General features: G+C 71.0%; 19 protein-coding genes and 1 pseudogene. 13 read left to right on the top strand and 7 right to left on the bottom strand.

What is annotated here, in order from left to right; all coding sequences use genetic code 11:
* The 6 genes from ACWGKQ_RS21180 to ACWGKQ_RS21205 form a co-directional block, all read left to right on the top strand.
* A partial coding sequence (locus ACWGKQ_RS21180) for a toprim domain-containing protein (protein WP_453293480.1) occupies positions 1 to 678 on the top strand: 678 nt, incomplete at its 5' end.
* An 814-nt stretch (positions 679 to 1492) separates the two neighbouring features.
* On the top strand, positions 1493 to 2026 hold the full coding sequence (locus ACWGKQ_RS21185) for a DUF1453 domain-containing protein (RefSeq protein WP_453293481.1): 534 nt from the start codon (positions 1493 to 1495) through the stop codon (positions 2024 to 2026).
* Positions 2023 to 3174: a sensor histidine kinase gene (locus ACWGKQ_RS21190; protein WP_453293482.1), complete on the top strand. Its 1152-nt coding sequence runs from the start codon at positions 2023 to 2025 to the stop codon at positions 3172 to 3174. The genes ACWGKQ_RS21185 and ACWGKQ_RS21190 overlap by 4 nt, the downstream gene beginning before the upstream one ends.
* Positions 3171 to 3848: a response regulator transcription factor gene (locus ACWGKQ_RS21195; protein WP_453293483.1), complete on the top strand. Its 678-nt coding sequence runs from the start codon at positions 3171 to 3173 to the stop codon at positions 3846 to 3848. The genes ACWGKQ_RS21190 and ACWGKQ_RS21195 overlap by 4 nt, the downstream gene beginning before the upstream one ends.
* Positions 3849 to 3916: 68 nt before the next feature.
* Complete coding sequence (locus tag ACWGKQ_RS21200) at positions 3917 to 4483, top strand: DUF485 domain-containing protein (protein WP_453293484.1); 567 nt, start codon at positions 3917 to 3919, stop codon at positions 4481 to 4483.
* Positions 4480 to 6072, top strand: coding sequence for a solute symporter family protein (locus tag ACWGKQ_RS21205; protein ID WP_453293485.1), 1593 nt, complete (start codon positions 4480 to 4482; stop codon positions 6070 to 6072). Before ACWGKQ_RS21200 ends, ACWGKQ_RS21205 begins: the two co-directional genes overlap by 4 nt.
* Before the next feature lie 15 nt (positions 6073 to 6087).
* Here ACWGKQ_RS21205 and ACWGKQ_RS21210 read toward each other — a convergent pair whose 3' ends face one another.
* Complete coding sequence (locus ACWGKQ_RS21210; protein WP_453293486.1) at positions 6088 to 6780, bottom strand: response regulator; 693 nt, start codon at positions 6778 to 6780, stop codon at positions 6088 to 6090.
* A 157-nt stretch (positions 6781 to 6937) separates the two neighbouring features.
* Between ACWGKQ_RS21210 and ACWGKQ_RS21215 the strand changes: the two genes are divergently transcribed.
* The 3 genes from ACWGKQ_RS21215 to ACWGKQ_RS21225 are packed head-to-tail and all read left to right on the top strand — an operon-like array spanning position 6938 to position 9705.
* Complete coding sequence (locus tag ACWGKQ_RS21215; RefSeq protein ID WP_453293487.1) at positions 6938 to 7753, top strand: ABC transporter ATP-binding protein; 816 nt, start codon at positions 6938 to 6940, stop codon at positions 7751 to 7753.
* On the top strand, positions 7743 to 8609 hold the full coding sequence (locus tag ACWGKQ_RS21220; RefSeq protein WP_453293488.1) for an ABC transporter permease: 867 nt from the start codon (positions 7743 to 7745) through the stop codon (positions 8607 to 8609). The genes ACWGKQ_RS21215 and ACWGKQ_RS21220 overlap by 11 nt, the downstream gene beginning before the upstream one ends.
* A 52-nt stretch (positions 8610 to 8661) precedes the next feature.
* Positions 8662 to 9705, top strand: coding sequence for an ABC transporter substrate-binding protein (locus tag ACWGKQ_RS21225; protein WP_453293489.1), 1044 nt, complete (start codon positions 8662 to 8664; stop codon positions 9703 to 9705).
* An 18-nt stretch (positions 9706 to 9723) separates the two neighbouring features.
* On the opposite strand, the gene ACWGKQ_RS21230 is transcribed toward ACWGKQ_RS21225, so the two are convergent.
* The 4 genes and pseudogenes from ACWGKQ_RS21230 to ACWGKQ_RS21245 form a co-directional block, all read right to left on the bottom strand.
* The gene (locus ACWGKQ_RS21230) at positions 9724 to 10404 is read right to left on the bottom strand and encodes a response regulator (protein ID WP_453293490.1); all 681 of its coding nucleotides are present in this window, start codon (positions 10402 to 10404) and stop codon (positions 9724 to 9726) included.
* Positions 10401 to 12070 (bottom strand): annotated as a pseudogene (locus ACWGKQ_RS21235) (ATP-binding protein). Before ACWGKQ_RS21235 ends, ACWGKQ_RS21230 begins: the two are co-directional and overlap by 4 nt.
* Before the next feature lie 83 nt (positions 12071 to 12153).
* A complete protein-coding gene (locus ACWGKQ_RS21240; protein ID WP_453293491.1) occupies positions 12154 to 13098 on the bottom strand; it encodes a sucrase ferredoxin in 945 nt (314 codons plus the stop codon).
* Between the two features lie 79 nt (positions 13099 to 13177).
* Positions 13178 to 14434, bottom strand: a complete 1257-nt coding sequence (locus ACWGKQ_RS21245; protein ID WP_453293492.1) for a citrate/2-methylcitrate synthase — start codon at positions 14432 to 14434, stop codon at positions 13178 to 13180.
* 259 nt (positions 14435 to 14693) lie between these two features.
* Here ACWGKQ_RS21245 and ACWGKQ_RS21250 point away from each other — a divergent pair, with 259 nt between their 5' ends.
* Positions 14694 to 15983, top strand: coding sequence for an ROK family protein (locus ACWGKQ_RS21250; RefSeq protein WP_453293493.1), 1290 nt, complete (start codon positions 14694 to 14696; stop codon positions 15981 to 15983).
* A 48-nt stretch (positions 15984 to 16031) separates the two neighbouring features.
* Here ACWGKQ_RS21250 and ACWGKQ_RS21255 read toward each other — a convergent pair whose 3' ends face one another.
* Positions 16032 to 17138, bottom strand: coding sequence for a Gfo/Idh/MocA family protein (locus tag ACWGKQ_RS21255; protein ID WP_453293494.1), 1107 nt, complete (start codon positions 17136 to 17138; stop codon positions 16032 to 16034).
* Between the two features lie 148 nt (positions 17139 to 17286).
* Here ACWGKQ_RS21255 and ACWGKQ_RS21260 point away from each other — a divergent pair, with 148 nt between their 5' ends.
* The 3 genes from ACWGKQ_RS21260 to ACWGKQ_RS21270 all read left to right on the top strand — a co-directional run bounded on the left by ACWGKQ_RS21260 (position 17287) and on the right by ACWGKQ_RS21270 (position 20735).
* The gene (locus ACWGKQ_RS21260) at positions 17287 to 18312 is read left to right on the top strand and encodes a sugar phosphate isomerase/epimerase family protein (RefSeq protein WP_453293495.1); all 1026 of its coding nucleotides are present in this window, start codon (positions 17287 to 17289) and stop codon (positions 18310 to 18312) included.
* Between the two features lie 102 nt (positions 18313 to 18414).
* Positions 18415 to 19581 (top strand): citrate synthase, encoded by a 1167-nt coding sequence (locus ACWGKQ_RS21265; RefSeq protein WP_453293496.1) that lies wholly within the window; start codon positions 18415 to 18417, stop codon positions 19579 to 19581.
* A gap of 83 nt (positions 19582 to 19664) precedes the next feature.
* Entirely contained in the window at positions 19665 to 20735 is a 1071-nt protein-coding gene (locus ACWGKQ_RS21270) for a CobW family GTP-binding protein (RefSeq protein WP_453293497.1), read from the top strand.
* Here ACWGKQ_RS21270 and ACWGKQ_RS21275 read toward each other — a convergent pair.
* Entirely contained in the window at positions 20732 to 23188 is a 2457-nt protein-coding gene (locus tag ACWGKQ_RS21275; RefSeq protein WP_453293559.1) for a DNA gyrase/topoisomerase IV subunit A, read from the bottom strand. The genes ACWGKQ_RS21270 and ACWGKQ_RS21275 overlap by 4 nt on opposite strands.
* Between the last annotated feature and the right edge of the window lie 230 nt (positions 23189 to 23418).

Here is a 23418-nt window from a genome sequence, read left to right on the forward strand (position 1 = left end):
TTCATCGTGGAGGGTGATTCGGCGCTGGGTACGGCGAAGCTGGCGCGGAACTCGGAGTTCCAGGCGTTGCTGCCGATCCGGGGCAAGATCCTGAATGTGCAGCGGTCGTCGGTGACGGACATGCTGAAGAACGCCGAGTGCGGGGCGATCATCCAGGTGATAGGAGCGGGTTCGGGGCGGACGTTCGACATCGATGCGGCCCGTTACGGCAAGATCATTATGATGACCGATGCGGATGTGGACGGTTCGCACATCCGTTGTCTGCTGCTGACGCTGTTCCAGCGTTATATGCGGCCGATGGTGGAGGCGGGGCGGGTGTTCGCGGCGGTGCCGCCGCTGCACCGTATCGAGATCGTCCAGCCCCGGAAGGGGCAGGACAGGTATGTGTACACGTACTCGGACCGTGAGCTGCGTGACCGGCTCATGGAGTTCCAGAGCAAGGGGATCCGGTACAAGGACTCCATCCAGCGGTACAAGGGTCTTGGCGAGATGGATGCCGATCAGCTGGCGGAGACGACGATGGATCCGCGTCATCGGACCCTGCGCCGGATCAACCTCTCCGACCTGGATGCCGCGGAAGGCGTGTTCGACCTGTTGATGGGCAACGACGTGGCTCCCCGCAAGGAGTTCATCTCCAGCTCCGCCGCCACACTCGACCGGTCACGCATCGACGCGTAGCCGCTGCGCTGAGCTCTGGGCCAAGCGGTGGCGGCCCAGAGCGCGGTACGCCCGCGGGGCGGTAGTCCGGGGCCGAGGCAGGCCGGGCGGCGGTGAGGTGATCGCTGTCCGGCCGAACGCCTCGGCAGGCAAACCCGCCGACCGCCCCGCCAGACGCCGACCGGCCGCTCACGCGGCGCGCCTGCCGCTTTCCCCGCGGGGTGCCGACTGCGCGTTTTGCGGGTTCCTGGGCATTGTGTTGCGGGAGGCGTGGTTCCCGGCTGTGCTGAGGTGCCGGCTGGTTGTTCCTTGAGGTGTCTGCCGCTGCTGTGCTGCGGGGCGTCTGCCGGTTTTCTCCAGGACCGGCTGGTTGCTTTCGCGAACTGTCCGGCGGCTCCGCCCCGAGCTGCCTTCGGGCTGTGCTGCGGGGCGCCCGCCGGCTGTTCCGCGCGATGCCGCCCCGGCCGTTCTGCGCGATTCCCACCGTTGATCCGTCCGGGGCCCGTGGACTCATCCGAGGCCATCGGCTCATCCGACGCCCGTCGGTCTCCCCGAGGCCTGCCGCCCTCCCCGAGACCTGGCGGTCTCCGCGAGGCTGCCGGTCCGTCCGAGATCCGGTCGGTCCGTCCGAGGCCTGTCGGTGCACCCGAGGTCCCTCGGCCGACCACGCGGCGACGCGTGTGGTTCTCCACCCGGGGGTGGAGAGATCCCGCTCGCCGGAATCCACCCGTGATCCACCCCCGCTCCGATCTGCTGACCTGCACATTTCCGTAGCGTCGAAGGCGTCGGCAGCTCCCGCTCCCGGCACCGCCCCTTCCCGCTCACGGAGGCTCTGATGTCCGGGCTCGTCAACGCGTTGCTGATCGTGGCCGTCGTCGTCGTGGTGATCGTGCGCCAGTTCCGCGCCCGCCCGATCGACACGGGCCGGCGCTGGTGGCTGCTGCCCGTGATCCTCGCGGTCGTCGCGTTGCGCGAACCCGGCATACTCGACGCCCACCACCGCACCGCATCCGCCCTTCTGCTCGCCACAGAGATGCTGGTGGGACTGGTGATGGGCGCAGCATGGGCCTGGACCACCCGACTGTGGACGGAAACCGACGGCGTCGTGTGGACCAAGAGCACCAAGGCCAGCGCGGCCGTCTGGTTCGCCGGCATAGCCGCGCGTGTCGGTCTCTACGCCCTCGGAGCCGTCGTCGGCGTCCACCAGGACAGCGCGGCCCTCATGCTCGGACTGGCGCTCACCCTGCTCGTCCGGGCGGGCATCCTCGTCTGGCGTGCGCAGTCGCTCCCCTCCGCACTGGCCGTGAGCGGCCCCATCCGGGCGTACGGTGACGACATGGCTCGGGTCACCCGGAAGGAGGGCGTGTGACGGAGAACGCCTGGACGCGCTGGCCCTCGCGAGAAGCGCTGAGCCGTGCGGGGATCTCCCGGCCGCGGCGCTTGCTCGCCTGGGGAGTGCGACTGTTCGTCCTCGCCCTTCTGCTGTGGAGCGCCTTCAACCAGTCACACGTCCACGGCTGGGGCGTGGCCGCGGCGGTGGCGGCCGTCCTGCTGACGGCAGCCGTCTCGTGGGCCTTCTACCGGACCACCTACGCCCACAGGCTCCTGCCCTCGCTCGCCCTCCTCGCCGTCCTCCTGGCCATCGCCGTGGTGGCGGAGACCACCGGCTTCCGGGGACCGGCTCTCGTGATCTGGTGCGGCTGCGGTATCTCGGCCCTGGAGCGGCTGCCGATCGCGGTCGCGCTGCCCGTCACGTCCGTGGCCCTGGCCTCGTACTCCGCGTTCAACAACGACGTGTGGCTGACCACCGCCGCCACCGTCGTCGGATTGGCACTCGCCGGCTACGTCATGAGACTCGACGCCGAGGCCCGGGGCCACGCACAGCTGCTGCTGGCCCAGGAGCGCGCCGCGCGAGCGGCCGAGGCCGAGTCGGCGGCGCTGGGGGAGCGGGCCAGGATTGCACGGGAGATCCACGACGTGCTGGCCCACAGCCTCTCCGCGCAGATGGTGCACCTGGAGGCCGCACGGCTGCTGATCGAGCGCGGAGCCGACCGGGAGCAGATCCTCGAACGGGTGGTGGCCGCCCGGGGAATGGCCCGGGACGGACTCGCCGAGACCCGTCAGGCCCTGTCAGCGCTGCGGGGCGAGCTCACCCCGCTGGAGGACTTCCTGACCGAACTCGTCGGCTCGACCGACGGCGCCGACGTAACCGTCACGGGTGAGCGCAGGTCCCTGCCCGCCGAGGCGTCGCAGACGGTACGACGGGTCGCCCAGGAGGCGTTGACGAACGTCCGCAAGCACGCCCACGGCGCCAAGGTCCATGTGCGGCTGGACTACACCGAGCACGAAGTGACGCTGAACGTGCGGGACTCGGGCGGTCGTCCGGGCGAACTCACCGGTGCCGGCAGCGGGTACGGTCTGCTGGGTATGCGGGAGCGGGCCGAGCTGCTGGGCGGGTCGCTGGAGGCAGGGCGTGATGACGAGGGGTTCGAGGTGAGGTTGAGGGTGCCCGTATGACGGAGGGGGAGAAGAAGCCCGCGCGGGTCGTGGTCGCCGACGACCAGACAGTGGTCAGGGAGGGCATCGTGATGCTCCTCGGGCTGCTGCCCGGCGTGGAGGTGGTCGGAGCGGCGGGTGACGGGGAGGAGGCTGTCCGGCTGGTCGGCGAACTCTCCCCGGACGTGGTGCTGATGGACCTGAGGATGCCGCGTTGCGACGGGGTGGAGGCGACCCGGCGGATCCGGTCGGAGTACCCCGGGACCCAGGTCGTGGTGCTGACCACGTTCGCGGACGACGAGTCGCTGTTTCCGGCGCTGAGAGCCGGCGCCCGTGGGTATCTGACCAAGGACGCGGGCGGCGACGAGATCGTACGAGCCGTGGAGAGCGTGCTCTCGGGAGATGCGGGACTGTCGCCGAGCATCCAACGGCGGCTGCTGGAGCGGCTGTCACAGCCCGAACCGGTGCCCGTGGTCACGGAGGCGCCGGACGGGCTGACCGCGCGGGAGACCGAGGTCCTGGTGCTGATCGCCGAGGGGTTCACCAACCAGGAGATCGCCCGGAAACTGCACGTCTCCACCGCGACCGTGAAGACACACATCAACAACCTGTTCGCGAAGACGGGGCTCAAGGACCGGGCCCAGGCGGTGCGTTATGCCTACGGGAAGGGATTGGTGCGGCCACCAGCGGATTGAGTCACCTGATGGGGTGAAGAGCCAGGGGAAGAGAGTCGGGGATCTTCCCGATCTGTCCATCCTTGGGCATGCAGTCAAGCAACGGGCGTCACCGCGACGGCGAAGACGACTCAGAGAGTTCGGCCGGGCGGTACGAGGACCAGGGTGAGTACGGCACGGCCTCCCGAGAAGTCAGGTACGAGGACCCCTGGTACGACGCACTGGCCTCGGGCTGGGGCGAGCCGGACGGCACCGGCGGGCCGGTGCCCGCTGTGCCCGGCGCGCGGACGGAGGGTGAGGGGGCGGCTGTTCGCGCCCGCGCCGCCCGTGACGTGTATCTGGAGGTGCAGCGCAGCGCGGCCTTCCAGGAGGTGCGCGGCCGCTACCGGAGGTTCGTGGTGCCGGGTGCCGCCGTCTTCCTCACCTGGTACGTGGGATATGTGGTGACCGCGACGACGGCGCCCGGACTGATGGCGCGGCCCGTCGCCGGAGCGGTGAACGTGGGGATGGTCGCGGGGCTCGGACAGTTCCTCAGCACGTTCGTGCTCACCTGGGCGTACGCACGGCACGCGCGGTTGCGCAGGGACCGTGCCGCGTTGGAGCTGCGCTGGGACACCCAGGAGCTGACCCGGGGTGCCCGGGGTGGTGCGTCATGACGGGCCACCATCAGACGCTGGCGCTGCTGCTGTTCAGCGTGTTCGTCGCCGTGACGCTCGGGATCACGACGTGGGTGAGCCGGAAGCGGCACGGTTCGGCGGAGGAGTTCTATGCCGGTGGTCGGCTCTTCTCGCCTATGGAGAATGGTTTTGCCATCGCGGGCGACTACATGTCGGCGGCCTCCTTCCTCGGAGTGACCGGGCTGATCGCGCTGTTCGGCTACGACGGGCTGCTGTATGCGGTCGGCTTCCTGGTGGCGTGGCTGGTCGTGCTGTTCCTGGTGGCCGAGCTGGTGCGCAACTGCGGCCGGTTCACGCTGGCCGACGTGATCGCGGCGCGGATGAGCGAGCGGCCGGTGCGGATCGCGGTGGGGGCGTCCTCGGTCACCGTGTCCGTTCTCTATTTGGTGGCGCAAATGGTGGGGGCGGGCAGTCTGGTCGCGCTGCTGCTCGGGCGGACCAGTGAGGCGGCGCAGGCGTGGACGGTCATCGGGGTCGGCGCGCTGATGGTGATCTACGTGTCGTTGGGAGGGATGCGGGCCACCACCTGGATCCAGATCGTGAAGGCCGTCCTGCTGATGGGCGGCACGGTGGCGCTGACCGTGCTGGTGCTGCTGCGCTTCCACGGCGACGTCGACCGGCTGCTGCTCACGGCCGCCGAGCGCAGCGGGCACGGGAAGGCGTTCCTGGCGCCGGGGCTCAAGTACGGCGGGAGCTGGAGCGAGCGGCTGGACTTCATCAGCCTGGGACTGGCGCTGGTGCTGGGCACGGCCGGCCTGCCGCACATCCTGTCCCGCTTCTACACCGTGCCGACCGCGCGGGCGGCACGGCGTTCGGTGGTCTGGTCGATCGGGCTGATCGGGAGCTTCTACCTGATGACGATCGTGCTCGGTTTCGGGGCGGCGGCCGTGGTCGGGCCGGACGCGGTGCGTGCGTCGAACGAGGCGGGGAACACGGCGGTGCCGCTGTTGGCGCTCGACCTGGGCGGCGGCCCGGGCTCCACAGGCGGAACGGTTCTGTTCGCGATCGTCGCAGCCGTCGCCTTCGCGACGATCCTCGCCGTGGTCGCCGGGATCACCCTCGCCTCCTCGGCGTCCGTCGCCCATGACCTGTACGCCTCGCTGCGCAGGCCGCACGCCAGGCATCGCAGCGAGGTCGGGGTGGCCCGCACGGCGGCGGTCGGAATCGGGGTCGTGGCGATCGCCCTCGGGCTGCTGGCCCGTGACATGAACGTCGCCTTCCTGGTGGGGCTTGCCTTCGCGGTGGCGGCCTCGGCGAACCTCCCGGTGCTGCTGTACTCGCTGTTCTGGCGGAACTTCACGACACGCGGCGCGGTGTGGGCCGTATACGGCGGGCTCGTGCCCGCGCTGGCGCTGGTCGTGCTGTCCCCGGTGGTGTCCGGGAGCCCGGGCGCGCTGTTCCCGGAGGTCGACTTCCAGTACTTCCCGTTGCAGAACCCGGGGATCGTCTCCGTCCCGCTCGGCTTCCTGGCCGGCTGGCTCGGCACGGTCACCTCGGACGAGGTCCCGGACGAGGCCGGGCACGCGGAGACCGAGGTCCGGTCGCTGACGGGGGCGGGGGCCGTCTAGCGCGCCCCGAAACGACTACGGCGCCACCCAGGCGTAGCGATGCTCCGGGCGGCCCGTGTCGCCGTACTTCAGGGAGAGGTGGAGGCGGCCTGCCTGTTCCAGGTGGCGGAGGTAGCGCTGGGCCGTGGAGCGGCTCAGGCCGGTCTCGGCGGCGACCTCGTGGGCGGAGAGCGGATGGTCGGCGCGGTGCAGAACGCCGCAGATGAGGTCCGTCGTGGGCTCGGACTGGCCGCTGGGCAGGCCGGGCATGGACGGTGCCGGTGAGGTGCGCAGGGCACCGAAGATCCGGTCGACCTGCTCCTGGCCCGTCAGGCCGCGGCCGCCGACCCGGTCGACGGTCCGGCGCAGGGCCGCGTAGGAGTCCAGGCGGGTGCGCAGGGCGGCGAAGGTGAACGGCTTGACCAGGTAGTGCAGGGCGCCCAGGCGCATCGCCTTCTGGACGGTCGTCACATCGCTGGCCGCCGTGATCATGATGACGTCGGTGCCGTGGCCCTGCTCCCGCATCTGGTGGACGAGTTCGAGGCCGGTCCGGTCCGGCAGGTAGTGGTCCAGCAGGACCAGGTCGATGGTGCCGCGGTTCACGGCGGCCAGGGCCTGGGCGGCGCTGTGCGCGCGGGCGGCCACCCGGAAGCCGGGAACCTTCCCCACGTATTTGGCGTTTATCTCAGCGACGCGGAAGTCGTCGTCGACCACCAGGACGTCAATCATCAGGCCTCTCCTTCAAGGCCGGCGAGCGTTAGCCCGTGTTTCGGCTCCGCAGTTGTAGCGCGAGCAAAAAGAGCACAACAGATGCTTGCGAGCAAAAGAACGGCTTGCGCCCAGAAGACTGCTGTCGTGGTCCGGGTCACACCTACCGTCCCGGCCCATGAGCGCAGACACCAGCCCCGCCATCGAGCTGCGGGGCGCGAGCAAGATCTTCAAGACCCCGTCGGGGGGTCTGCACACGGCTGTCCGCGACCTCGACCTCACCGTGGGGCGTGGTGAGTTCGTGGCCGTCGTAGGGCCGACGGGTTGCGGCAAGTCCACCACGCTGACCCTGGTCAGCGGGCTGGAGGAGCCCAGCGAGGGCGAGGTCCTGGTGGCCGGTGAGCCGGTTGCCGGCGTCGGCGACAAGGTCGGCTTCGTCTTCCAGCAGGACGCCACCTTCCCCTGGCGGACCGTGCTGTCCAACGTGATGGCCGGGCCCCGTTTCCGGGGCGTACCCAAGGCGGAGGCCAAGGAGAAGGCCCGCGCCTGGCTGGCCAAGGTCGGACTCGCCGCCTTCGAGGACCGCTATCCGCACCAGCTCTCCGGCGGCCAGCGCAAGCGCGTGGCGCTCGCCGCGACCTTCGTCAACGACCCCGAGATCCTGCTGATGGACGAGCCGTTCTCCGCGCTCGACGTGCAGACCCGGGCCCTGATGTCGGACGAGCTGCTGGACCTGTGGGAGGGCACGGGCGCCTCGGTCGTCTTCGTCACCCACGACCTGGAGGAGTCCATCGCGCTGGCCGACAAGGTCGTCGTCATGACCGCCGGGCCCGCGACCGTGAAGCAGGTCTTCGACATCGACCTGCCCCGCCCCCGCAAGGTCGAGTCGGTGCGTCTGGAGCCGCGGTTCATCGAGATCTACCGCGAGATCTGGGAGTCCCTCGGCGAAGAGGTCCGCATCACCCGCGAGAGGGGTGCCGCCAATGTCGCCTGAGACGCTCAGCACACCGGTCGTCGACACGGTCAAGGCCGGCCCGGACCGCGCCCGGTCGCGGGCTCAGGCCGCCCGCAGACGCAAGGCGATTGTGTTCGCCGTGCGCGTACTGCTCCTGGTGGCCGTCCTCGGCCTGTGGGAGGGCCTGTCCCGGGCCAAGGTCATCGATCCGTTCAACTTCTCGATGCCGTCGAAGATCTGGGACCAGATCTGGACCTGGGTGACCCACGGCACCGCGCTCGGCCCCCTGGGCGAGCAGATCTGGTACACGCTCTACGAGGCGCTGCTCGGCTGGGTCATCGGTGTCATCGCCGGTGTGGTCTTCGGCATCGCCCTCGGGCGGATCGCCTTCCTGGCCGATGTCCTTGGTCCATACATCAAGGTGCTCAACTCGATCCCCAGGATCGTGCTCGCCCCGATCTTCGTGATCTGGTTCGGGCTCGGCGCGTCCTCCAAGGTCGCCTCGGCCGTCGTGCTGGTGTTCTTCCCGGTGTTCTTCAACGCCTTCCAGGGTGCCCGCGAGGTCGACCGCAACCTGGTCGCCAACGCCCGGATCCTCGGCGCGAGCGACCGCAGGGTGACCCTCCAGGTCGTCATCCCGTCGGCCACCTCGTGGATCTTCACCAGCCTCCACGTCAGCTTCGGCTTCGCCCTCATCGGCGCCATCGTCGGCGAGTACATCGGTGCCACCAAGGGCATCGGCCTGCTCGTCGCGCAGTCGCAGGGCACCTTCAACGCGGCCGGTGTGTACGCCGCGATGGTCATCCTCGCCGTCGTCGCACTGGCCGCCGAAGGGCTGCTCACCTTCGCCGAGCGCCGCATCTTCCGGTGGAAGCCGTCGGACTCCGACAGCTGACCCCTCTCCTTCGCTCCTCCCCGCACCGCCTTCTCACAAGGACGTGAACCGCATGCGCAAGTCCGCCAGATACAGCACCCTGGCCGCCGCCGGCCTGCTCGCCGTCTCCTCCCTCACCGCCTGCGCCAACGACGCGGCGAGCACGGCCTCCACCGGCTCCGGCAAGGGCACCAAGGTCAAGATCATGGTCGGTGGCCTGGACAAGGTCATCTACCTGCCCGCGATGCTCACCCAGCGGCTCGGCTACTTCGACGCCGAGGGCCTCAATGTGGAACTGCTGACCGAGCCGGCCGGTGTCCAGGCCGAGACGGCGCTCGTCGCCGGGCAGGTGCAGGGGACGGTCGGCTTCTACGACCACACGCTGGACCTGCAGACCAAGGGCAAGGCCGTGGAGTCCGTCGTGCAGTTCTCCCGCGCGCCCGGCGAGGTGGAGATCGTCTCCACCAAGGCGGCCGGTGACATCACCTCGCCCAAGGACTTCAAGGGCAAGAAGCTCGGCATCACCAGCCTCGGCTCGTCGACCGACTTCCTCACCAAGTACCTGGCCGTCAAGAACGGGGTCAAGGTCAGCGACTTCTCGCCGGTCGCCGTCGGTGCGGGCGCGACCTTCATCTCGGCGCTCCAGCAGGGTTCCATCGACGGCGGCATGACCACCGACCCGACCGTCGCGACGATCCTGGACAAGAAGGCGGGCAAGGTCCTGCTGGACATGCGGACGCCGGAGGGCTCCCAGAAGGCGCTCGGCGGGCCGTACCCGTCGTCGAGCCTGTACATGCAGACGGACTGGGTCAACGGTCACAAGGACACCGTCCAGAAGTTGGTCAATGCATTCGTCAAGACGCTCAAGTGGATGTCCACGCACAGCGCCGCCGAGATCGCGGCCAAGATGCCCGCCGACTACTCCCAGGGCGACAAGGCTCTCTACACGCAGTCCATCAAGAGCACGCTGCCGATGTTCACCGACGACGGTGTGATGCCCGAGAACGGCCCGGAGACCGTGGAGAAGGTGCTCAAGGCGTTCAACACGAACATCCAGAACGCCGATGTCGACCTGAGCAAGACCTACACGACCGAGTTCGTCAAGGCCGCCAAGTGACAGCCGGGTGAGCGGGTCTCAGCCGCGGGTCGCCCACACGTAACGGTGTTCGGGGCGGCCCGCGTCGCCGTACTTGAGAGTCAGCCGGGCCCGCCCGGTACGTTCCAGCAGCTTCAGATAGCGCTGGGCGGTCTGGCGGCTCACCCCCGTCCGCTCGGCGATCTCCTGGGCCGACAGCGGGCCCTCGGCGCTCATCAGGGACTGGCGCACCAACTCCGCGGTGGTGGGGGAGTGCCCTTTGGGCAGCCCCGGCTCGGACGGCGCGGACAGGGCGCCGAAGATGCGGTCCACCTCGGCCTGTTCGGCCTCGCCGCCGCCGTCCAGGGTGCGCCGCAACTGCGCGTACGCCTCCAGCTTGGCGCGCAGCCCCGCGAACGCGAACGGCTTGACCAGGTACTGCAGGGCGCCCTGCCGCATCGCCGCCTGCACGGTCGACACGTCCCGGGCCGCCGTCACCATGATCACGTCGGTCTGGTGACCGCGCCGGCGCATCTCCTGGACCACCGAGAGGCCCGTGTCGTCCGGCAGATAATGGTCCATGAGGACGAGGTCGAGGCGGGGCAGGGTCTCCAACCGGTGCAGGGCCTCGGCCGCGTTGTGGGCCTCGCCGGCCACGTGGAAGCCGGGCACCTTCTCGACGTAGGCGGAGTTGACCCGGGCGACCCGGGTGTCGTCGTCCACGACCAGGACCTCGATCATCGCGCCTCCTCCTCGGCCGGGGTGAGCGCCGGCTCCCGCTCCAGCTCCGGCGCGGTCAGCGCCTCCGGGAGCACGACCGTGAACTGGGCGCCCCCGCCCTCCGGTTCGCCCACGGTCGCGCTGCCGCCCTGCCGCCCTGCCGTTCGGCGAGCCGGCGTACCAGGGAGAGCCCGATGCCGCGCTTGCCGTGCGTGGGCGGCTTCTTGGTGGACCAGCCGTCCGTGAAGACCAGTTCCCGCTGCTCCGCCGGAATGCCGGGCCCCGTGTCACGCACCCTGAGGACGATCGCCCGGCCCTCCACGCGCAACTCGACCTCCACGCGCGCGTGCGGCGTACCGGCGACCGCGTCCAGCGCGTTGTCCACCAGGTTGCCCACGACCGTGACCAGGCCCCTGGGGTCGATCAGCCGGTCCGGGAGCCAGGTGCGGTCCGACACCCACAGGGCGACCCCGCGCTCGGCCGCGACGGTGGCCTTGCCGACCAGCAGGGCGGCCAGCAGCGGGTCCTGGATCTTCTCCGTGACCTGCTCGGCGGTGACCCGGTGGTCGCCGACCACCTCGCCGACGAACTCCACGGCGTCGTCGTACATCTCCAGTTCCAGCAGCCCGAGCAGGGTGTGCATGCGGTTGGCGTGCTCGTGGTCCTGGGCGCGCAGGGCGTCGATCAGACCGCGCGTGGAGTCGAGTTCACGGCCGAGCTGCTCCAGCTCGGTGCGGTCGCGCAGAGTGGCGACGGCGCCGCCGTCGTCCGTGGGCATGCGGTTGGCGACCAGCACCCGCTGACCGCGCACGGTGAGCAGATCGGTGCCGGTCACCCGGCCGGCCAGGACGTCGGTCGTACGGCCCGTGCCGAGCGCGTCGTCGGGGGAGCGGCCGACGGCCTCGTCACCGATGCCCAGGAGCCGTCTCGCCTCGTCGTTCAACAGGCGGATGCGGCCGCCGCGGTCGAGCGCGACGACGCCCTCCCGGATGCCGTGCAGCATTGCCTCGCGTTCCGAGAGCAGCGCCGAGATGTCGGAGAAGGCCAGGTCGCGGGTCTGCCGCTGGACCCTCCGGGAGATCAGCCAGGCGGCCAGCGCGCCGACCGCGAGAGCGCCGCCGGCGTAGGCGAACAACCCGGGGATCGTGCTGAGCAGCCGCGCCCGCACGCTGTCGTAGGCGATGCCTACCGAGACCGCCCCGATGATCCGGTGCTTCGAGTCGTACAGCGGCACCTTGCCGCGTGCGGAGCGGCCCAGGGTGCCGTTGTCGATCTGCATGACCTCCTGGCCGTCCAGGGCCTCCTTGGGCGAGGTCGACACATGCCGGCCGATCTCCGAGGGCGTGGTGTGCGACCAGCGGAATCCGCCCCGGTCCATCACCACGATGTACTCGGCGTTGGTGGCCTTCCGGATCCGCTCCGCCTCCTTCTGCACCGGCCCGTTCACGGTCGGCGCGGTGGTCAGGAGGCCCTCGGCGATCTGCGGGTCCTGAGCGGTGGTCTGGGCGATCGCCAGCGCCCTGTGCATCGCCTCCTGGTCCAGCTGTTTGCTCAGCGGCGCCAGGAAGAGTCCGGTCGCGAGCACCGCGACGCCCGCGGCGATCGCCAGCTGCATCAGCAGGACCTGCGAGAACACCTTCCGGGGCAGCCGGGGACGCAGACGGCGCACAGGGGGCGTGGGGCTCATACCCACGACGGTACGTGGGCGGGTACGCCGCGCTTAAGGGGGTGTGGCGCGGATCTCTTGACCAGTTCTTGGGAAAGTCCGGGTCAGCTCGCCAGCGCGGTCGTCGTCCGCAGTTCCCGCAGCGACACCACGTCCATCCGGGCCGGCGACCCCAGCACCGACACCCCGCAGCTCTCCGGACGCGGCGGCAGCGAGGCGCCCTGGGCCACGCACACCCGCCAGCGGCGGCCGTCGGCGTGGGCGACCGTGACCTCCCAGCGCGGGGCCGCGCCCTCGGTCCGTACGACGCTCAGCACGCCCGCCGTGTACTCGGCCGCCGCCTCCCGCACGGCCAGTTCGGCCGCCTGGCCGGGCCGTTCCCAGGCGGAGCAGCCCCGGCACCCCTCCAGCACCACACGGCCGTCCTGGATGCCGTGCAGGACCTCCTTGACGGCATGGGCCTCGGCGCGGCCGTACGCGTAGCCGTACGGCAGCACGAGCAGCGTCGGCGAGAAGCGATGACCACCCAGATGGGTGACCTCCCAGGTGCCCGGTACGCCGGACGCGGCCAGCTCGGCGGCGAGCGGGCGGCCCAGCAGGGCGCAGCAGCGGTCGCGCTTGCCGTTGGTGCAGACGAGCGCGAGCGGGCTCCCTGTGTGCGGCCGGCCGTCGAGCGCGGCGCCGAACGAACGGTGGTCGCCCGCGCCCAGCGCGGCGAAGTCGAGGCCGAGCAGCCGGCGGGGGTCGCGGGTCGTTGCGCTGTGCAGCCAGACGTTCCCGGGGACCGTGTGGGCGACGTACACCTGGCGTACGGCGGAGGTGCCCGGGTCGGCGTGGCGGCCGGGGCGGCGGATGAGCGCGATCCGTACGCCGGTCCCCTTGGCGGCGGCCTCCAGGGCGCGGCCCAGCGCGGGGTCCAGGTGGCTCGAAGTGAGCGCCTTGGGACCCCACGGGCCGGGTTGTTCCAGCAGCAGCCACGTCGTCGCGGTGGCGGCGGTACCCGAAACGGGCTCGTCGAGCATCCGGGAGACGGTTGCACACCTACTCACAGAGGTGAGCCTAACCTGACTTTGTCCGGGGTGACTTCCGGCCTCGCCCGTCCGCGCTTCCGAAGGGCCTCAGAAGGGGTTATTCCGGCAGGGGCTGCGGCGGTTGCGGGCCGACGTAGTGGCCGCTGGGCCGCATGCGCAGCGGGCGTTCGCCGTACTCCTCCAGGGCGTGGGCGATCCAGCCCGCCGTCCGGGCGACGGCGAAGATCGTCTCGCCCGCGGTGGCGGGCATGCCGCAGGAGGCGGTGAACACGGCCAGCGCCAGGTCGACATTGGCGTGCAGCGGGGTGTGCCGGGCCGTCGTGGCGACGATGTCGCGGGCCGCGAGCAGGGCGGGCTCCGCGCGGGGCACCTGCTCCAGCAGTGCGAACAGGACCCGCGCGCGTGGGTCCTCGCCCTGGTAGAGGCGGTGGCCGAGGCCGGGGATACGGCGGCCCGCGCGGAGTTCGTCCGCGATCACGGTGACGGCGCTGCCCTGGTCGAGGACGTCGAGCAGCATCCGGTGGGCGAGGCCGCTGGACGCGCCGTGCAGGGGGCCTTCGAGCACCCCGAGCCCGGCCGACACGGCCGCGTACGCGTGCGCACGCGCGGAGGCGGCGACCCGGACCGCGAGGGTGGAGGCGGCCAGGTCGTGGTCGACGAGCAGTCCGAGCGCGGTGTCCAGGACGCGCAGCGCGGCGTCGCTGGGGTCGATGCCGGTCAGCCGGCGCCACAGCCGGTGGGCCAGCGGGCCGTCGTCGGTCCCTCTCCGGCGCTGCACCGGGAGTGCGGCGACGAGCGTGGGGATCAGCACGCGCGCGGAACCGAGGACGGACTCCTCGGACAGGTCGAAGCGCAGCGGGTCCTCGGCGGCCGCGGCGATCGTGGCGACCCGCAGCCGGTCGGTGGGCGAGGTGTGCTCGGGCAGCGCGTCGACGGTCCGGCGCGCGGCCGCCGCGGTGGCCTCCGGGGCGGTGAAGGTCACGCCCCGGGTCATGCGGCCCGTCCACAGCCACTCGGCCACCTCCTCGTAGGAGCGGTGCGTGGCGAGTTCGGTGGCGTCGACTCCCCGGAAGAAGTACCGGTCCTTGTCGATCAGCGTGATCCGGGTGCGCACCGACAGATCAACACCGGAGCCCGGACTCCCTGCGGCCTCCCGCCTGTTGCGCCGGGCGAGCGCCTCCACCTCCTTGGCGTCGAAGGTGCTGGCGCGGCCCCCGGGTTCGCGTCTGCTGCTGAGCTGGCCCCTGCTCACATAGGCGTACACGGTCTCGGGCTTCACGCCGAGCAGCTCGGCGGTCTCCTTGGTGCTCAGCCGCCGCGCGGGACTGCCGGGAGCGGGGTGTTGATCGCGCATGGGCGTCACCGTAGCCGCTTCGGGATGAGTTGACTCGATCAATGTTGATAGAGGCAGAGGTTGAGCGGCTCATGTGAAGACGATGGTGTGGTTGCCGCGGCACACGACCCGGTCCTCGGCGTGCCAGAGCACGGCCCTGGAGAGCACCGCCCGCTCGGCGCAGAAGGGGACGCCGGAGCCGGAGCGGGCTCGGGCTCCGGGCGTGCGGTGCTGTCGAGGCCGGCGGTCGTGGTGGCCGTCGGGACCATAAGCTCACTGCATGACCGACCACACCCGTACCCTCTCCCTGGTCCTGAGCCTGATCAGGAGCGGCGCGGCCGTGACCAGGCCCGACCTCGGCCGGCAGACCGGGCTGGGCCGGACGATCATCACGCAGCGGGTGGACCACGCGATCCGGGTCGGCCTGGTGGCCGAGGGCGAGCCGGCCCCCTCCACCGGCGGGCGGCCCTCCCGCATCCTGCGCATCGCGTCCGGCCGCGGTGTCGTCCTCGGCGCGGTGTTCGGCGCCACCCATCTGCACGCCGCGGTGACCGACCTCGACGGGACAGTGCTCGCCGAGCGGCGGCTGCCGTGGGACATCGAGTCGGGCCCCGAGGCGTCCCTGGCCACCCTGGTCGAGGCGGCGGGGGAGTTGCTCGCCCCGGAGCTGCGGGAGCGCCTGTGGGGGGTGTGCGTGGGGGTGCCCGGGCCGGTCGACTTCGCGCGCGGGATGCCCGTGCAGCCGCCGATCATGGCCGGCTGGCACGGCTTCCCGCTCCGGGACCGGCTCGAAGCCCACTACGACGTGCCGGCCTGGGTCGACAACGACGCCAACCTGATGGCCCTGGGCGCCTGGAGCCGGACCAGGGCGGCCGCCGGCGACAACATCCTGCTCGTCAAGGCGAGCACCGGGATCGGCCTGGGCCTGATGTCCAGGGGCCGGCTGCACCGGGGGGCGCGCGGCGCGGCCGGCGACCTCGGGCACACCATCGTCGCCGAGGAGTCCCGCCACCGGTGCCGGTGCGGCAAGTTCGGGTGCCTGGAAGCGTTCGCGGGCGGCTGGGCCCTCACCCGTGACGCCCGCGCCGCTGCCCTGGAGGGGCGGAGCCCTTTCCTGGCCGAGCGCCTGGAGCGTACGGACGCCCCGCTGGCCGTCACCGACGTGCTCGACGGCTGCCGGGCCGGCGACCGGGTCAGCACCGAACTCGTCACCAGGGCGGGTGAGCTGGTCGGCGGGCAGCTGGCAACCCTCGTCAGTGTCTTCAACCCGTCGACGGTCTACCTCGCGGGCGTGCTGGCGCAGGCGGGCGACGTGTTCCGGGACCCCGTCGCCGAGGTCGTGGCCAGACGGTCGCTGCCACTGGCCACCGACGAACTCGTCATCGACCGGGTCGCCCTGGACCGCTCCGAGGGAGTCGTCGGAGCGGCGGCCCTGGCCATCGACGAGCTCCTGCACCCGGACCTGCTCGATCAGTGGCTGCGGCGCGGGAGCCCGCGCGGGATCCGCGCCCGCACCGGCGACTTCACCGAGCCACTCTCGCTCGACGTGCCGCTCGCGGGCGCGCGGTAGCAGCTCCGCGGGGACGGACGGCGGGCTGCCCGTGACGAGCTGCCGTGCCTACGCGGACCGGATCACCCGCTCGGCTGCCGGGACGTCGACCCAGCCGCCGTCGCGTGCCGAGTCGACGACCGCCTGGGCGATGTCGGCCGCGCGCAGCCCGTCGGCGAAGGACGGCATCCCGGTGACCTGTTCGCCGCGGATCGCCGCGTAGGCATCGGCGACGAAGTCGGCGAAGGCCTCGTAGTAGCCCTGCGGATGCCCGGACGGCAGGCGGGCCGCCCGCCCGGTGGGGGCCCCGGGCCGGTTCGGGTCGCGCAGCAGCACCTGGTTGGCGTTCCGGCCGCCGATCCACAGTGACTCGGGGGTCTCCTGACGGAACGCGTAACTGGCATCCGGCCCGTCGAAGGAGAACGACAGCGCGTTCTTGTACCCGGCGGAGACCTGACTGACCACCACCGACCCGATCGCTCCGGCATCGGTTTCGAGGAGTACGACCGCGCCGTCCTCGGTCTCGACGGGACGCGGGGTGCCGTCCGCGGCCGGCCGGGCCGGGACCGCGCGGGCGAAGGAGGCGTTCACCCGGGTGATCCGCTGCCCGGTGACGAACTCGGCGAGATCGCACCAGTGGACGCCGATGTCCCCGAACGCGCGCGTGGCACCGCCGTCCGCCGGGTCGACCCGCCAGTTGGTGGCGCCGGGGTCGGCGAGCCAGTCCTGCAGATAGCTGCCGTGGATCAGCCAGGGCGGCCGGTGCCCCGGCTGCCGGATACGGTCGCGTGCCTCGCGGACGGACGCGTAGTACCGGTACACGAAGGGCACGGCGGTGACCAGCCCGCGCTCAGCCGCCAGTTCGGTGAGTTCGCGTGCGGTCGCGGCGTCGGTGGCCAGCGGTTTCTCGCAGACGACCGGGACACCCGCGGCGAGGGCCGTACGGCAGAGGTCGGCGTGCGTGGCGTTGGGCGTGCACACGTGCACCACGTCCACGCCGTGCCGCAGCGCGTCCTCGACCGAGTCGTAGCCGCGGCCGACCCCGAACTCGGCGGCGGCGCGGCGGCCCTTCTCGGGCGTCGACCCGACCACGGCCACCACCTCGCCGCCCGCCACGAGTGCGGACCGGGTATGCACGGCCCCCATGAAGCCGGTACCGATGACAGCGACGCGCATGACACACACCTCTTCTCTCTCCTCCGGAGGCTGTCCTCTGGAGGAGCTAACGCGTGAACAGGTCGAAAAAACGGAGAGTGATGACTCCAGCAAGGTCGACTTTTGCTCACCGTAAGCTAAAGTGTCGGGAACGCCAAGGAGGCTGCACATGAACCAGAGCCAGGAACCGGCCCGGCAGCCGGTCACCCTCTTCACCGGCCAGTGGGCGGATCTGCCGTTCGAGGAGGTGGCGCGGCTGGCGAGCGAGTGGGGGTACGACGGCCTGGAGATCGCGGCCTCCGGCGACCACCTGGACCTGGCCCGCGCCGAGGCGGACCCCGACTACCTGCCCCAGCGCCAGGCCGTCCTGGAGCGGTACGGGCTGAAGGTCTGGGCGATCTCCCACCATCTCGGCGGCCAGGCCGTGTGCGACGACCCGATCGACTTCCGGCACCAGGCGATCCTGCGCCCGGAGGTCTGGGGCGACGGCGACCCCGAGAGCGTCCGGCAGCGCGCGGCCGAGGACATGAAGCGCGCCGCCCGGGTCGCCCGCAGGCTCGGCGCCGACACCGTCGTCGGGTTCACCGGATCGAAGATCTGGAAGTACGTGGCGATGTTCCCGCCGGTCTCCCAGGCGGTGATCGACGAGGGGTACGAGGACTTCGCGCGCCGCTGGAACCCGATCCTCGACGTCTTCGACGCCGAGGGCGTGCGCTTCGCCCACGAGGTCCACCCGTCCGAGATCGCTTACGACTACTGGACCAGCGAGCGCACCCTCGAAGCGATCGGCCGCCGCCCGGCCTTCGGCTTCAACTGGGACCCCTCGCACATGATCTGGCAGGGCGTCGACCCGGTCGGCTTCATCACGGACTTCGCGGACCGCATCTACCACGTGGACTGCAAGGACACCCGCGTCCGGCCGCCGTACGGACGCGCCGGGATCCTCGGCTCGCACCTGCCCTGGGGCGACCCGCGCCGACGCTGGGACTTCGTCTCCGTCGGCCACGGCGACATGCCCTGGGAGGACGCCTTCCGCGCCCTGGCCGCCATCGGCTACGACGGCCCCGTCTCGGTGGAGTGGGAGGACGCGGGCATGGACCGGCTGCACGGCGCGGCAGAGGCCGTCGGCCGGATCCGCGCCGCCCTCTGGCCGCTGCCGAAGGCAGCTTTCGACTCGGCGTTCAGCAACCAGTGACCCGACCGGCGGGCCGTGAGCATTGATTCAATCAATATTGACAGGTATTGAGTCAATCATGGACAGTCGAATCATGTTCAGGGAGGAAAACGGAGGCAGGTCATGACCGTCAACAGGAGTGCGTCGGCCCTTGTCGAGGTGCCGCGCGGGCTCGCCGGTGTCGTCGTCACGGACACGGAGGTCGGTGATGTCCGGGGAACCGAGGGCTTCTACCACTACCGCGAGTACTCGGCGGTCGAACTCGCCCGCACCCGTGGCTTCGAGGAGGTCTGGCACCTTCTGATCCACGGCGGACTGCCGGCCCCGGAACGTGCGGCCGACTTCGCCGCCGAGACCGCCGCGCTCCGGCGCCTGCCCGCAGAGGTTCTGGCCGCCCTGCCCGCGGTGGCCGCGGCCAGCGGCACCTCCGGCCCGCTGGCCGGCCTGCGCACCGCGCTCTCGCTGCTCGGCGCGGCCAAGGGATTCCGGCCGGTGTACGACATCGACGCGGACCGGCGCCGGGCCGACACGGTCGCCGCCTGCGCGGCCGTACCGACGCTGCTCACGGCGCTGTACCGGCTGGGGCGGGGACTCGACCCGGTGGAACCGCGCGAGGACCTGTCGTACGCGGCCAACTACCTGTACATGTTGACGGGTGCGGAACCGGATCCCCGGCGGGCGCGTGCAGTCGAGCAATACTTGATCTCAACCATTGATCACGGATTCAATGCGTCAACGTTCACGGCACGCGTCATCGCGTCGACGGGCGCGGATGTCGCGGCCTGCCTCGTGGGTGCCGTCGGCGCCCTGTCCGGGCCGCTGCACGGGGGTGCGCCCAGTCGCGCGCTGGACACCCTGGACGCGATCGGGACGCCGGACCGGATCGATCCGTGGATCCGTGAACGGGTCCTTGCCGGCGACCGCGTGATGGGCTTCGGCCACGCGATCTACCGCACGGAGGACCCCCGGTCCCGCATGCTCCGCGAGATCGCCCAGGGCTTCGGCGGCCCCCGGGTCGAGTTCGCCGTGGAGGTCGAACGTCACGTCGAGCGCATCCTCGCCGAACTGAAGCCCGGCCGCGAACTCCACACCAACGTCGAGTTCTACGCGGGCGTGGTCATGGAACTCTGCGGTCTGCCCCGTGAGATGTTCACCCCCACGTTCGCGGCGGCCCGCGCGATCGGCTGGAGCGCCAACATCCTGGAACAGGCGACCGACTCGAAGATCATCCGCCCGGTGGCACGGTACGTGGGGCCGGAGCCGGTGGTGGCCGACGCCGTCATCGTGTAGCCGGAACGGGGCGCGGTGCCGGGTCCGGAGGTTTCCTATCCTGGATCGGCCCGCCACCCCGACCCGTGCGAAAGAGGCCCCCGTTGGAGCACCGCCCCACCCCCCAGCAGATCCCGGTCGTGGTCCTCGCCGGATTCCTGGGCTCAGGGAAGACCACGCTCCTCAATCACCTGCTGCACCGCAGCGGAGGCAGCCGGATCGGGGCGATCGTCAACGACTTCGGGGCCATCGAGATCGACGCGATGGCCGTGGCCGGGGCCCTCGGCGACTCGACCGTCTCGCTCGGCAACGGGTGCCTGTGCTGTGCCGTCGACGCCAGTGAACTGGACGTCTACCTGGAGCGGCTCGCCAACCCCGGCACCGGTGTCGACGTCATCGTGATCGAGGCCAGCGGTCTCGCCGAACCCCAGGAACTCGTCCGGATGCTGCTCGCCAGCGAGCATCCCGGGATCGTCTACGGCGGCCTCGTCGAGGTCGTCGACGCCGCCGAGTTCGACGGCACGCGCGCGAAGCACCCCGAGATCGACCGGCATCTCGCCCTCGCCGACCTGGTCGTCGTCAACAAGCTCGACCGGGCCGCGGAGGGCGGCGAGCGCGTCCTCGGGCTGGTGCGGTCGCTCAGCGGTCGTGGGGCCGCGGTCGTCCCGGCGACCTACGGCCGCATCGACCCCGAGTTCCTCTTCGACTGCCGGCCCGGCGAGGAACGCCTCGGCCAGCTGTCCTTCGACGACCTGCACGACCACCATGCGGACGGCGCGCACGAAGGACACCTGCACACCTCCTACGACAGCCTGTCCTTCGCCGCCACGCTGCCCCTCGACCCCCGTCGGCTGATGGCCTTCCTCGACAGCCGCCCCGAAGGGCTCTACCGGATCAAGGGGTACGTCGACCTCGGGCCGTACGACACCGTCAACCGGTACGCCGTGCATGCCGTGGGGCGGTTCCTGCGGTTCTACCCGGAACCCTGGGGGCGGGGCGAGGAGCGGCTCACCCAGCTCGTGCTGATCGGCTCCGGCATCGACGCGGCTGCGCTGCGCAAGGAGCTGGAGGCGTGCACGAACGACGCCCCACACGCCGACGAGCACGGCATGTGGGGCGTCCTGCGGTACGTACCGGGCCTCGAGGAGGGCCCCGAGGCGGACTACGAGGGCTAGACCGGGCCCGCCACCACCGACACCGTCTTCGCGAGCGACACGCCGGAGCCGTCGCGGCGCGGGTCCATCTCCGGGAGCTCGGCCGGTGTGCCGTTCTTCTGGGCAGCCTTTGCCGGGACCGGGCCTGCCCAGGCGAAGGACAGGCAGTCCTCGCCCTTCAGGAAGCGCTGGCAGCGCACGCCACCGGTGGCCCGGCCCTTGCGCGGGTACTGGTCGAACGGGGTCAGCTTGGCCGTCGTCTGCACCGAGTCGTCGAGGGTGCCGCGCGAGCCGGCCACCGTGAAGACCACCGCGTCGGCCGCCGGGTCGACGGCCGTGAAGGAGATGACCTTCGCGCCCTCCGTGAGCTTGATGCCCGCCATACCGCCCGCCGGACGGCCCTGCGGACGCACCTGGGAGGCCTGGTAGCGCAGCAACTGCGCGTCGTCCGTGACGAAGACCAGGTCCTCCTCGCCGGTGCGCAGCTCCACCGCGCCGACGATCCGGTCGCCCTCCTTGAGGGTGATGACCTCCAACTCGTCCTTGTTGGACGGGTAGTCGGGGACCACGCGCTTGACCACGCCCTGCTCGGTGCCGAGGGCGAGCCCCGGCGAGGACTCGTCCAGCGTGGTCAGGCAGATCAGCGTCTCGCCGTCCTCCAGGGAGAGGAACTCCGAGAGGGGGGCGCCGCCCGCGAGGTTCGGGGCGGTCGCCGTGTCGGGGAGCTGGGGGAGGTCGACGACGTTGATGCGCAGCAGGCGGCCCGTCGAGGTCACCGCGCCGACCTCACCGCGCGCGGTCGCGGGGACCGCCGACACGATGACGTCGTGCTTGGCGCGCTTGCCGTCGGTGTCCGCCGGGAACGGCTCGCCGTTCGTCGTGCGCGCCAGCAGGCCCGTCGAGGACAGCAGCACCCGGCACGGGTCGTCGGCCACCTGGAGCGGCACCACGGCCGCCGCCGCGCCGGACGCCTCCAGCAGGACCGTACGCCGCTCGGTGCCGAACTTCTTGGCGACCGCGGCCAGTTCGGCCGAGACCAGCTTGCGCAGCTCCGCGTCCGAGTCCAGGATCCGGGTCAGCTCGGCGATCTCCGCGGTGAGCTTCTCCTGCTCCGCCTCCAGCTCGATGCGGTCGAACCTGGTGAGACGGCGCAGCGGGGTGTCCAGGATGTACTGGGTCTGGATCTCCGACAGCGAGAAGCGCTCCATCAGGCGCTGCTTGGCCTCCGCGCTGTTGTCGCTGGAGCGGATCAGCCGGATGACCTCGTCGATGTCGACCAGGGCGGTGAGCAGGCCCTCGACCAGGTGGAGGCGGTCGCGGCGCTTGGTGCGGCGGAACTCGCTGCGCCGGCGGACCACGTCGAAGCGGTGGTCGAGGTAGACCTCGAGCAGTTCCTTGAGGCCCAGGGTGAGCGGCTGACCGTCCACCAGGGCCACGTTGTTGATGCCGAAGGACTCCTCCATCGGCGTCAGCTTGTAGAGCTGCTCCAGGACCGCCTCGGGCACGAAGCCGTTCTTGATCTCGACGACCAGCCGCAGCCCGTGCTCGCGGTCGGTGAGGTCCTTGACGTCGGCGATGCCCTGCAGCTTCTTGGCGTTGACCAGGTCCTTGATCTTGGCGATGACCTTCTCGGGGCCGACCGTGAACGGGAGTTCGGTGATGACCAGGCCCTTGCGGCGGGCCGTCACCGTCTCCACCTCGACCGTCGCCCGGATCTTGAAGGTGCCGCGGCCCGTCTCGTAGGCGTCCCGCACGCCCTCCAGGCCGACGATCCGGCCGCCGGTGGGCAGATCGGGGCCCGGGACGTGCTTCATCAGCGTGTCCAGGTCCGCGTTCGGGTAGCGGATCAGGTGGCGGGCGGCCGAGATCACCTCGCCGAGGTTGTGCGGCGGCATGTTCGTCGCCATGCCGACCGCGATGCCCGACGAGCCGTTCACCAGCAGGTTCGGGAACGCGGCGGGCAGCGCGACCGGTTCCCGCTCCTGGCCGTCGTAGTTGGGCGCGAAGTCGACCGTGTCCTCGTCGATCGACTCGGTCATCAGGCTGGTCGCCTCGGCCATCCGGCACTCGGTGTACCGCATGGCGGCCGGCGGGTCGTCGTTGCCCAGCGAACCGAAGTTGCCGTGGCCGTCGACCAGCGGGACCCGCATCGAGAACGGCTGGGCCATCCGCACCAGCGCGTCGTAGATCGACGCGTCGCCGTGCGGGTGCAGCTTGCCCATCACCTCGCCGACCACGCGCGCGCACTTCACATAGCCGCGTTCGGGGCGCAGCCCCATCTCGTTCATCTGGTAGACGATGCGGCGGTGCACCGGCTTGAGACCGTCGCGGGCGTCCGGAAGGGCGCGCGAGTAGATGACCGAGTACGCGTACTCGAGGTAGGAGCCGCGCATCTCGTCCACGACGTCGATGTCGAGGATTCTCTCCTCGAACGAGTCGTCGGGCGGCGGGGTCTTCGTGCTGCGGCGGGCCATCGCTGCCGGCTCCTTGCTCATGCGTGAACGGATCTGACGCTGACCATTGTGGACCGCGGCACTGACAACCCGGGCCAGGACCCGGTCGCCGCGAACCGCCCTGGTGCCGGAAGCCGTCACGGGGCGGGTGGGACGCAGGCTACGCGATCCGCCCGGACGATCCGCTGTGGGCGTACGTGGTGCGGGAACTTCGCCGGGTCCCCGCACGCTTGCATACAGTGGCAGGACCG

Source organism: Streptomyces sp. NPDC054770 (assembly GCF_053611985.1).

Excerpts from the sequence above, each read along its gene's own strand:
- ACWGKQ_RS21250 (WP_453293493.1), top strand. The coding sequence starts at position 14,694 with ATGACCGACCACACCCGTACCCTCTCCCTGGTCCTGAGCCTGATCAGG.
- ACWGKQ_RS21220 (WP_453293488.1), top strand. The coding sequence starts at position 7,743 with ATGTCGCCTGAGACGCTCAGCACACCGGTCGTCGACACGGTCAAGGCC.
- ACWGKQ_RS21265 (WP_453293496.1), top strand. The coding sequence starts at position 18,415 with ATGACCGTCAACAGGAGTGCGTCGGCCCTTGTCGAGGTGCCGCGCGGG.
- ACWGKQ_RS21275 (WP_453293559.1), bottom strand. The coding sequence starts at position 23,188 with ATGGCCCGCCGCAGCACGAAGACCCCGCCGCCCGACGACTCGTTCGAG.
- ACWGKQ_RS21245 (WP_453293492.1), bottom strand. The coding sequence starts at position 14,434 with ATGCGCGATCAACACCCCGCTCCCGGCAGTCCCGCGCGGCGGCTGAGC.
- ACWGKQ_RS21215 (WP_453293487.1), top strand. The coding sequence starts at position 6,938 with ATGAGCGCAGACACCAGCCCCGCCATCGAGCTGCGGGGCGCGAGCAAG.
- ACWGKQ_RS21185 (WP_453293481.1), top strand. The coding sequence starts at position 1,493 with ATGTCCGGGCTCGTCAACGCGTTGCTGATCGTGGCCGTCGTCGTCGTG.
- ACWGKQ_RS21230 (WP_453293490.1), bottom strand. The coding sequence starts at position 10,404 with ATGATCGAGGTCCTGGTCGTGGACGACGACACCCGGGTCGCCCGGGTC.
- ACWGKQ_RS21205 (WP_453293485.1), top strand. The coding sequence starts at position 4,480 with ATGACGGGCCACCATCAGACGCTGGCGCTGCTGCTGTTCAGCGTGTTC.
- ACWGKQ_RS21255 (WP_453293494.1), bottom strand. The coding sequence starts at position 17,138 with ATGCGCGTCGCTGTCATCGGTACCGGCTTCATGGGGGCCGTGCATACC.
- ACWGKQ_RS21225 (WP_453293489.1), top strand. The coding sequence starts at position 8,662 with ATGCGCAAGTCCGCCAGATACAGCACCCTGGCCGCCGCCGGCCTGCTC.
- ACWGKQ_RS21200 (WP_453293484.1), top strand. The coding sequence starts at position 3,917 with ATGCAGTCAAGCAACGGGCGTCACCGCGACGGCGAAGACGACTCAGAG.
- ACWGKQ_RS21210 (WP_453293486.1), bottom strand. The coding sequence starts at position 6,780 with ATGATTGACGTCCTGGTGGTCGACGACGACTTCCGCGTCGCTGAGATA.
- ACWGKQ_RS21195 (WP_453293483.1), top strand. The coding sequence starts at position 3,171 with ATGACGGAGGGGGAGAAGAAGCCCGCGCGGGTCGTGGTCGCCGACGAC.
- ACWGKQ_RS21260 (WP_453293495.1), top strand. The coding sequence starts at position 17,287 with ATGAACCAGAGCCAGGAACCGGCCCGGCAGCCGGTCACCCTCTTCACC.